Genomic DNA, 9,624 nt, shown 5'->3' with positions numbered 1-9,624 from the left:
CGTGTCCCTGGCCGAGCACCCCCAGTCCACCGCCCCCGCCGACACCGGACTGCTGCGCTTCCCCGCCTCCTACGCCCAGCAGCGCATGTGGTTCTTCCACCACCTGCAGCGGGACAACCCGTACTACAACATCCCTCTCGCGCTGCGCTGGTCGGGCCGTGTCGATGTGGCCGCGCTGCGCTCCGCCCTGGAACAGGTGGTGGCGCGCCACGAGATCCTGCGCACCACCTTCACCACGGAGAACGGCGAACCGCGCCAGGTGGTGGCCCCTTCCGGCGCCGCGTCCCTCGACACCGTGGAGCTGGCGCCCGAGCAGGAGCGGCAGTGGGCCCTCGACTGGGTGGACCGGCCCTTCGACCTGACCCGGGGGCCGCTGCTGCGGGCCGCGCTGGTGACCACCGCCCCCGACCGGCACCTGCTGGTCCTCTGCCAGCACCACATCATCACCGACGGCTGGTCGCTCAACCTCCTCACCCGCGAGCTGACCGCCTTCTACCGCGAGCACCTCACCGGCGAGCCCACCGGTCTGCCGCCGCTGGAGATCCAGTACGCCGACTTCGCCGAATGGCAGCGCGACCGGCTCTCCAGCGACGAACTGGAACGACAACTCGCCTATTGGCGTACGCAGTTGAGCGGAGACCTGCCGAGCCTGCGGCTGCCCGTGGACCGCCCGCGCCCCGAGGAGCAGACCTTCCGCGGCGCTCGCGTCGACCTCACCCTGCCCGCCGAACTGACCGAGGCGCTGACCGCTCTCGGCCGCACCTATCGGGCAACCCTGTTCATGACCCTGTTCGCCGGCGTCAGCGCACTGCTGCACCGCTACACCGGGCAGGACGACATACTGATCGGCTCTCCGGTGGCGGGCCGCGACCAGGTCGAGACCGAGTCGCTGCTCGGCCTGTTCGTCAACACCCTCGTACTGCGTGGCGACCTGTCCGGCGGACCGTCGTTCGCCCAACTGCTCGCCCGCGTACGGCAGATGTGCGCCGGTGCCTTCGCCCACCAGGACGTGCCGCTCGACAAGCTGGTGGAGGACCTCCAGCCCGATCGCGACGCGAGCCGCACACCACTGTTCCAGACCCTCTTCGCACTGCAGAACAGCCCGGACACCGAACGCGCGCTGCCGGGCGCGCAGTTGCGGGCGGAGGCGCTGCCGCGCGCGTCGACCCGATTCGACCTGGAGTTCCACCTCTGGCAGGACGGCGGACAGCTGCGCGGCACGATCGTGTACAGCACCGACCTCTTCGACGAGTCCACGGTGCGCGGACTGACGGACCATCTGCACCGCCTCCTCGCCGAAGCCGTCCGCACCCCCGAACGCCCCGTGACGGACCTGCCCCTGCACGACGCGGACGCCGCCCCCGCCCCGGCCGCCCTCGCACCCGACACCGTCCCGGCACGCCTCACCGCGCAGACCCTCCGCACCCCCCGGGCCACGGCCCTCACGACAGGCACGGACCGGCACACATACGCGGATCTCGACGTACGCGTGCGGGCCGCCGCCCACTGGCTGCACGCCCAGGGGCTGCGCCACGGCGACCGCGCCGCCCTGTGCCTGCCACCGGGGCCCGTCTCCGTGACGGCGGCGCTCGCCCTGCTGCGGCTGGGCGCGGTCTGCGTCCCGCTCGATTCCGCGCTGCCCGAGGCGGCCGCCCGCGCCTTCCTCGCCGCCAGTGGGGCCGGGGTCCTGCTCACCGCAGGCCCACCGCCCTGGCCGGACACCGTGCCCGCCCTGGACCTCACCGGCCTGCCGACCGCCCTGCCCGACGGCGCCGAAGAGCCGCAGGGCCCGCCCGTACGCCCCGCCGACCCGGCCGCCGTCGTCCACGGCGAGCGCGGACCCGTTCCGGTCACCCACGCCCAGCTGTGCGACACCGTGGACTGGCTGCAGCGGTACACCCCGCTCAACCCGGACGACACCGTGCTCCACCACCGTCCTGACGCGCTGCTCTCCGCCGTCCACGCAGTCCTGTGGCCGCTGCTGCACGGCGCGGCCGTCCACCCGGCCCCGTCCGCCGAGGACACCCCGGCGACCGTCGCGTTCCTGCCGCCCACCGCCCTCGCGGCCAAGGGCACCCGGCTGCGCCTGGTCCACACCGACGGCGGGCGGCTGACGGCCCGCCTCGCCGACCGGTTCCACGCCGGCACCGGCGCCGAGCTGCACCGCCTGTGGCCGCTTCCCGAAGCCGGAGGCTACGTCGCCGCCCTGCACTGCGCGCCGGGGCTGACCGACCACGAGCTCAGCACAGGTCGGCCGGGCAACCGTCCCGCCACCGTCGTCGACGCCCGCTCCCGACCGCTCGCGCCCGGCATCCCCGGCCTGCTGCACGTGCCCGCGTCCGCGCGGCCCTTGACCTGGCGGGGCCGTCTCCTGCCCGACGGCCGCCTCACCCTCGACGACACCGTCGGCCAGGTGCGCCGCGATGGTCTCACCGCCACCCCCGCCGACATCGAGAACGCCCTGCTGCGCGACGAGTCGCTCGGTGCCTGCGCGGTTCTCGCGCGGACCACCACCGACGGCGTCGAGGAACTGGTCGCCTACGTGGTGCCCACCGGCGGCTTCCACCCCGCCCGGCTGCGCGCCCACGCCGCGTCACTGCTGCCCGCCGCCCTGGTGCCGAGCGCCTACGTCGCTGTCACCTCCCTGCCCCGCACCCGCGGCGGCCTGCTGGACGAGGCCGCCCTGCGCGCCCTGCCGGTACTGGACGAGGAGGTGATCCGGCAGTGGGAGCGCGCCCTGCCCACGTCGAAGATCGCCCTCACCGAGGACCCGGCCGCGAGCCACCGGGGCCGCGTCCACACCGGCACCGCCGCGCCGCTCACCAAGGGACGTACGGACGACGGCGGTTCCGCCCGCCCCGCCGACTCCGCCGCCCCCCGCGCGACCGCCGACGCGGCCGCCCGCCCGGCCCTGTTCACCGGCCCCGGCAGCGCGGTGCCGGACGTGGCGACCCTCCCCGAGGCACTGCACCGCGCCGCCGCCGCCACCGCCGACGGCGGCATCCTGCTGCTCGACCACCAGGGACAGGCCGGCGAACTCGACTACGCCACGCTCGCGGCCGAAGCGGGCCGCGTCCTGGGCGGGCTGCAAGCGGCGGGCCTGACCCCCGGCGACCGCGCCCTCCTGCAGTGCCCCGACCACCGTGACTTCCTCGTCGCGTTCTGGGCGTGCGTGCTCGGCGGCATCGTCCCCGTACCCCTGGCGCCCGTCTCGGCGGCCCAGGACGGCCCCGCCGTCGACCGGCTCGCGGGAGCCCTGAAGCTGCTGGACGCGCCACTGGTGCTGACCGACGCCACGACCGCCACCGCCCTGGAGGAGATCGCCGCACGCCGCGCCTGGACCACCGCGCCGCGCCTCGGCGTCCTGGACGAGCTGCGCGCCGCCGGCCCCGGCACACCGCACCCCGCGGGCCCCGACGACGTCGCGCTGCTGCTGCTGACCTCGGGCAGCACCGGTGCACCCAAGGCTGTCGCCCTGCGCCACCGCAACGTGCTCGCCCGCTCCGCGGCCACCAGCGCTGCCAACGGCTTCGGTCCCGCGGAGGTGTCCTTCAACTGGATGCCCCTGGACCACGTCGGGGGCATCGTGATGTTCCACGTCAGGGACGTCTACCTCGGATGCCGCCAGATCCACGCCCCCACCGCGTGGATCCTCCAGGAGCCGCTGCGCTGGCTGGAGGCCGTCGACACCTACCGGGTGACGCTGACCTGGGCGCCCAACTTCGCGTTCGGCCTGGTCAACGACCGTGTCGCGGAAGCAGCCGAAGCGGCCTTGGACCTGTCCTGCCTGCGATTCATCCAGAACGCCGGCGAAGCCATCATGCCCCGCGTCGCCCGGCGGTTCCTGGCGGCCCTGGCCCCCCTCGGCCTGCCCGCCACCGCGATGCGCCCCTCCTGGGGCATGTCCGAGACTTCGTCGGCCGTCACGTACTCCGACGCCTTCACCCTCGCCACCACCAGCGACGACGCCTCCTTCACGGAGGTCGGCCGTCCGCTGCCGGGCACCACCCTGCGCATCGTCGACGAGTACGACACCACCCTGGCCGAGGGCACACCGGGGCGCCTGCTGGTGAAGGGCCCCACCGTCACCTCCGGCTACCACGACAACCCGGAGGCCAACCAGGCCGCGTTCACCGCCGACGGCTGGTTCGACACGGGCGACCTGGGCGTTCTCCGTGACGGCGCCCTCACCATCACCGGACGCGCCAAAGACGTACTCATCATCAACGGCGTGAACCACTACTGCCACGAGATCGAGTCCGTGGTGGAGGAACTCGACAGCGTCGAGAACTCCTTCACCGCGGCCTGCGCGGTCCGCGACCCCGGAGCCACCACCGACGGCCTCGTCCTCTTCGTCCACCTGCGCGTCGGCCCGGCGGACCTCGCGGACACCATCCGGGACATCCGCGCCCACCTCGTGCGGCGAACCGGCCTCAACCCCAGCCACGTCCTGCCCGTGGAGCGCGAGGACATCCCCAAGACCGAGATCGGCAAGATCCAGCGCTCCAAGCTGCGCGACAGCTTCCACGCGGGCGCGTTCGACGAACTGATCCGCACCACCGACCTCGCCCTGGGCAACGAACGGACCCTGCCCAACTGGTTCTACGAACGGCGCTGGCACCCCGCACACCCTCAGCGGGGGCGCTCCTCCGACGCCACGGTGCTGGTCCTCTCCGACCGGCTGGGGCTCGCCGACGCGCTGCTGACCCGGTTCGCCGCGACCGGACGCTCCGCGGCCCGCGTCGACGCGGGCGAGGAGTACGACAGGCTCGCCCACGGTCACTACCGCATACGCCCCGACCACCCGGACGACCACAGCCGGCTGCTCGGCGCCCTCGCCGCCGACGGCCTCACCCCGGGCGAGATCGTGGACCTCACCACGTACGCACCGTCGGCCCCGGCCGACCCGGACCGGCCCGTCCCCTCCGGCACGGCCGCCCTGATCCACCTCGTGCAGGCCCTCGCCGCCCGCCGCGACGAGGACGGGACCGACAGCGAGATCTGCTTGCGGGTCGCGGGCCGCCACACCCAGCACGCGGCCCCCGGCGACCGCCCCGACTGCGACCGGGCGGCCCGCCTGGCGCTGCTCACCAGCCTCGTCCAGGAGATCCCCTGGCTCACGGGCTCCCACCTCGACCTGCCCGGGGACGGCGCCCCCGAGACGGACCTGCCCCACCTGCTGGCCGAACTGACGGCCCGGCCCGGCGAACCGGAAGCCGCCGTACGGGACGGCCGCCGGCTCACCCCACGCCTCGCCCAGCTGCCGGAAACCCCTGCCACGACCGGGTCACCCCTGCGGCACGGGGGCCTGTACGTCGTCACCGGCGGTCTCGGCGGCCTGGGCGCCGAGATCTGCGCCCACCTGCTCGACGCCTACGACGCCCGACTGCTTATTCTCGGCCGCACACCGCTGTCCCCGGACTCCGCGGCGCCGGCCGACCCCGGCGCCCGTGCCCGCCTGGATACCCTGCGAGCCCTGCAAGCCCGCAGTGACGACGTCCTGTACGCCACGGCCGACGTATGCGACCTCGAGCAGACGCGCGCCGCCCTGGACCAGGCCCGCGCTCGCTGGTCACAAGAGCCCAGTGCGGTACTCCACCTCGCGGGAGCCTTCCGCCAACAGTCGTTCCTCACCCAGAGCCCCGAGGACGTCGCCGAGGTCCTCGCGTCCAAGACCACCGGCACACAGGTCCTCCTGGACTGTCTCGCCGACAGTCCGGACGCGGTCCTCATCGGCTTCTCGTCCGTCAACGGCGCTCTCGGCGCGGCTCTGGCGAGCGCCTACGCGGCCGCCAACGCGCACCTGGATGCCAGGGCACACCGGTCCGGCGGCCCCCGCGTCCGCAGCCTCGCCTGGAGCCTGTGGGAGGAGACCGGCATGAGCCGCGGCCACCACCTCACCGAACCCAGCCGTGCCCGCGGCTATCACCCCATCGGCCGCGGTGAGGGGGTGCGGGCCTTCCTCCACGCCCTGCGCCACGACCGCCCCCATGTGCTGATCGGGCTCGACTCGTCCAAGCCGTTCATCCGTAGCCGGCTCGACGCTCCCACGCGCTTGGTGCACCGCCTGAGCGCGCACACCACCGCTCCGTCGGAACAGCGCCCTGCCACGCTCCCCGACCGGTACGGCCACCCCACCACCTGTGTCCCGGCCGACGTCGGGAGCGACGCCTCCTCCGGCGGTGCCGCCGCCCCGGCCGGGCCCACCCAGGAGCTGGTCGTCGCAACATGGTGCGATGTCCTCCACCTCGACCGGGTGGGCCCGCACGACAATTTCTTCGACCTCGGCGGGCATTCGCTGCACCTCGCCCGCGTGCACAACCTCCTGGAGGAGGCCCTGGGACGCCAGTTCTCGATGGTCGACCTGTTCCGCCACCCCACCGTCGCGAGCCTTGCCGCGTTCCTCGACACCCCCGCGGCGCCGCCGCCCACCCGAGCCGCGGCGCAGGCCCGGGCCGAGCGCCGCAACTCCGCGCGGGGCCGTCGACGGCCCCGCTGATCCGGGCCCTACGTCCTAGGGGAGAGGGCCGTCGTAGGGGAGCAGGTCGGGGCGTTTGGGCGCTCGTCCGTCGCCGGACGAGCGGCCGGTGAGGCGGCGCCCTATCCACGGCCCCAGGTGCTGCTTGGCGAAGCGGGCGTCGGCGATGCGGCGCATGGCCCAGCCCGGCGGCACGGCGGCCGGCAGCGGAGTCTGCCAGTCGTCCTCCGGGTCGTGGCCGAGTGCCTGCCAGACGGCCTCGGCGACCCTGCGGTGGCCCTCGGCCGTGAGGTGCAGCCGGTCCACGTCCCACATGCGCTGGTCGCCGAGGGCCGCGGCGCCGTAGAGGTCCACGACGATCGCACCGTGCCGGGAGGCCAGGTCGTCGACGTGGGTGAAGAGCTCTTCCATGCGCGGGCGGAACCGCTCCATCACCGGGCCGTTGCGGCCCGGGCTGCGCATCAGGACGAGTTGCTTGCAGGACGGCGCGAGACGTTCCACGGCTTCTTCGAGCAGGTCGCGGACGCGGCGCATGTCGCACTTGGGGCGCAGCGTGTCGTTGAGCCCGCCCACCAGGGTGACCACGTCGGCCTGCATGGCGGCCGCGACGTCCACCTGCTCGTCGACGATCTGGCCGATGAGCTTGCCGCGCACCGCGAGGTTCGCGTAGCGGAAGCCGGGGCTGTGTGCCGCCATCCGGCCGGCCAGGAGGTCGGCCCAGCCGCGGTAGCTGCCGTCGGGCAGCAGGTCCGACATGCCCTCGGTGAAGGAGTCGCCCACCGCGACGAGACTGGTGTAGTTGGCATTCATCTGCATGGCGGAAGCGATGGTATCCCGCCGGGGCGCGCTGTCGCAGGTGTCACCCGGGGCCGGGTCCGGTGAGCCGGGCCACCACCGTTTCTCCGATCTCGGTGAACGCCTCGATCTGTTCGGGGGTCAGCAGATCCATGAAGTGCCGGCGCACGGACTCCACATGCAGCGGGGAGGCGGCTTCGATCGTGCGCAGCCCCTCCTCCGTGAGCACGACCACCGCGCCCCGGCCGTCCGTCGCGCACTCCTCGCGCACCACGAGGCCGCGCTGCTGCATGCGGGCGAGATGGTGGGAGAGGCGGCTGCGGGACCAGAGCATGCGGTCCGCGAGTTCGCTGACGCGGCGGCGGTGGTCGGGGCTTGCGCCCAGGTTGGACAGGACGTCGTAGTCGGGTTCGGAGAGTCCGCTCCGCCGGTTGAGGTCACGGGACAGCTCCGCGTTGAGCAGCAGGAACATGCGGCGGTACGCCTGCCATGCGCGCTGTTCGCGGTCGGTCAGCCAGCGGGGTTCCTGAGTCACGGCTCCACCGTATCGGAGAGATGGTTGACATGTCACTCGCATGGTTGACATGTCACTCACCTCGCTCCTACGGTCATGCGTGACACGTCAACCATTAACGGTGGGCGGCATGGACACGCCTGGGGGACGCCGGTGCTGACACGGTCACTGAGGCTGCTGGCCGGGCTCGTCCTGTTCGGTGTCAGCGTCGCGCTCATGGTCACCGCGGATCTCGGCCTCCCCTCATGGGACGCCCTGCACCAGGGAGGGGCGCGCACCACGGGGCTCCCCTTCGGCTGGGTGGTGAACATCGTGGGCGCGCTCGTGCTCCTCGCATGGATCCCGCTGCGGGTCCGCCCCGGCATCGGCACGCTCGGCAACGTCCTCGTCGTCGGCCTCGCCGCCGAGGCCGCGCTCGCTCTCCTGCCCGCACCGGGAGCCCTCGTCGTACGGGTACCGCTGCTGTGCGCGGGCATCGTGCTGAACGCCCTGGCCACCGGCCTCTACATCGGAGCGGGCTTCGGCCCCGGACCTCGCGACGGACTGATGACCGGTCTTGCGCGGCGCGGCATCTCGATCCGATGCGCACGCACCGTGATCGAGATCTGTGTGCTGGCCGTCGGCTGGCTGCTCGGCGGCACGGTCGGCCTCGGCACGCTGCTGTTCGCCGCGACGATCGGCCCCATGGCCCAGCTCGCCATCCGTCGTTTCTCAGCCCCGGCCGTCACATCCAAGGATGACGCCACCACCACGTAAAGGATCGGCACGATGCCTCGACTGCACGTCATCTCGGCCAGCACCCGGCCCACCTCCGCGGGCCGCCCGCTGGCCGCCTGGATCGCGGAACTCGCCGCCGGCCGCGAGGAGTTCGACACCACCCTGATCGACCTCGGCGAGGTCAACCTGCCGTTCTTCGACGAACCCGAGCACCCGTCGGAAGGCCGCTACATCCACCGGCACACAAAGGAGTGGAGCGCGACCGTCGCGGCCGCCGACTGCTTCGTCTTCGTCATGCCGATGTACAACGGCGGGTTCACCGCGCCCCTGAAGAACGCCATCGACTACTTGCAGAAGGAGTGGCAGGGCAAGCCGGTGGGCCTGATCAGCTACAGCGCGGGCAGCTCGGGCGGAGCCCCCGCCGTCGAGATGATCCAGCCGGTGCTGCGCCGGGTGGGCCTGCGTTCCGCGCGGCGGAGCCTGTCGATCCCCGGCATCGAGGAGCGCCTGGCCGGCCGGTACGGAAACTTCGTGGCCACGGCGGAGCTGGCCGCGCAGGCAGCGGCCGTGCTCGACGAGGTGGCGCTGCTGGCCGCCGCGGAGCGGACCGCTGTCTGAGGGGGCTCCCACAGGCACCACACCCTCCGCTTCCCGGGGCACCCGGCCCCTGGGCAGTGTGGCGTCACGGCGGTATGCCATAGGCGAGCCGTCGTCACGAGAGAGCGAGCCAGCCATGTGGACCGCAGCATTCTGGAAGGCCACCACGGAACGCGCGATCCGCACGTTCGCGCAGGCACTGGCCGCCGTACTCGTCGCCGGGGCGACCAGCCTGCTGGACGTCGCGTGGGGCGCGGCCTTCGCGACGGCGGGGCTCGCCGCGTTCCTCGCCGTACTCACGGCGCTCGGGGCCGCGGAGGCCGGAGCGGCGGGACCCGGCATCACGGAGCAGCCGACCGCGTCGGCGGGCGCGGGCGAACCGGTCGGCTGAGCGGCGGGGGGGGGGGGGGGCCCCCCCCCCCCCCCCCCCCCGCGGCCCCCCGCCCCCCGGGGGGGGGGGGCGCGGGCGCCCGCCCCGCCCCAACGGGCGCCAGCCCGCGGGCCGGCCGGGCCCCGCCCGCCC

General features: G+C 73.6%; 6 protein-coding genes. 4 read left to right on the top strand and 2 right to left on the bottom strand.

Annotated elements, in window-relative coordinates:
* Position 1 precedes the first annotated feature (1 nt).
* Positions 2-6,499, top strand: coding sequence for an SDR family NAD(P)-dependent oxidoreductase (locus tag ACI2L3_RS13580; protein ID WP_404752530.1), 6,498 nt, complete (start codon positions 2-4; stop codon positions 6,497-6,499).
* 15 nt (positions 6,500-6,514) lie between these two features.
* On the opposite strand, the gene ACI2L3_RS13575 is transcribed toward ACI2L3_RS13580, so the two are convergent.
* Positions 6,515-7,294, bottom strand: coding sequence for an SGNH/GDSL hydrolase family protein (locus ACI2L3_RS13575; RefSeq protein ID WP_404752529.1), 780 nt, complete (start codon positions 7,292-7,294; stop codon positions 6,515-6,517).
* Between the two features lie 43 nt (positions 7,295-7,337).
* Entirely contained in the window at positions 7,338-7,808 is a 471-nt protein-coding gene (locus ACI2L3_RS13570; RefSeq protein ID WP_404752528.1) for a MarR family winged helix-turn-helix transcriptional regulator, read from the bottom strand.
* A 132-nt stretch (positions 7,809-7,940) separates the two neighbouring features.
* Between ACI2L3_RS13570 and ACI2L3_RS13565 the strand changes: the two genes are divergently transcribed.
* The 3 genes from ACI2L3_RS13565 (at position 7,941) to ACI2L3_RS13555 (ending at position 9,492) form a co-directional block, all read left to right on the top strand.
* Complete coding sequence (locus tag ACI2L3_RS13565; RefSeq protein WP_404752527.1) at positions 7,941-8,543, top strand: YitT family protein; 603 nt, start codon at positions 7,941-7,943, stop codon at positions 8,541-8,543.
* A 12-nt stretch (positions 8,544-8,555) separates the two neighbouring features.
* Positions 8,556-9,122 carry an NADPH-dependent FMN reductase gene (locus ACI2L3_RS13560; RefSeq protein WP_404752526.1) on the top strand — a complete coding sequence of 189 codons (567 nt, stop codon included), beginning with the start codon at positions 8,556-8,558 and terminating at the stop codon, positions 9,120-9,122.
* A gap of 115 nt (positions 9,123-9,237) precedes the next feature.
* Complete coding sequence (locus tag ACI2L3_RS13555) at positions 9,238-9,492, top strand: holin (RefSeq protein ID WP_404752525.1); 255 nt, start codon at positions 9,238-9,240, stop codon at positions 9,490-9,492.
* The last annotated feature ends 132 nt before the right edge of the window (positions 9,493-9,624 follow it).

Source organism: Streptomyces sp. NPDC029674 (assembly GCF_044903205.1).
In the GTDB taxonomy this organism is placed as follows: domain Bacteria; phylum Actinomycetota; class Actinomycetes; order Streptomycetales; family Streptomycetaceae; genus Streptomyces.
The sequence above is the reverse complement of the archived record's forward strand: the minus strand, read 5'-3'. Positions and strand labels throughout refer to the sequence as shown.

Excerpts from the sequence above, each read along its gene's own strand:
- ACI2L3_RS13560 (WP_404752526.1), top strand. The coding sequence starts at position 8,556 with ATGCCTCGACTGCACGTCATCTCGGCCAGCACCCGGCCCACCTCCGCG.
- ACI2L3_RS13575 (WP_404752529.1), bottom strand. The coding sequence starts at position 7,294 with ATGCAGATGAATGCCAACTACACCAGTCTCGTCGCGGTGGGCGACTCC.
- ACI2L3_RS13555 (WP_404752525.1), top strand. The coding sequence starts at position 9,238 with ATGTGGACCGCAGCATTCTGGAAGGCCACCACGGAACGCGCGATCCGC.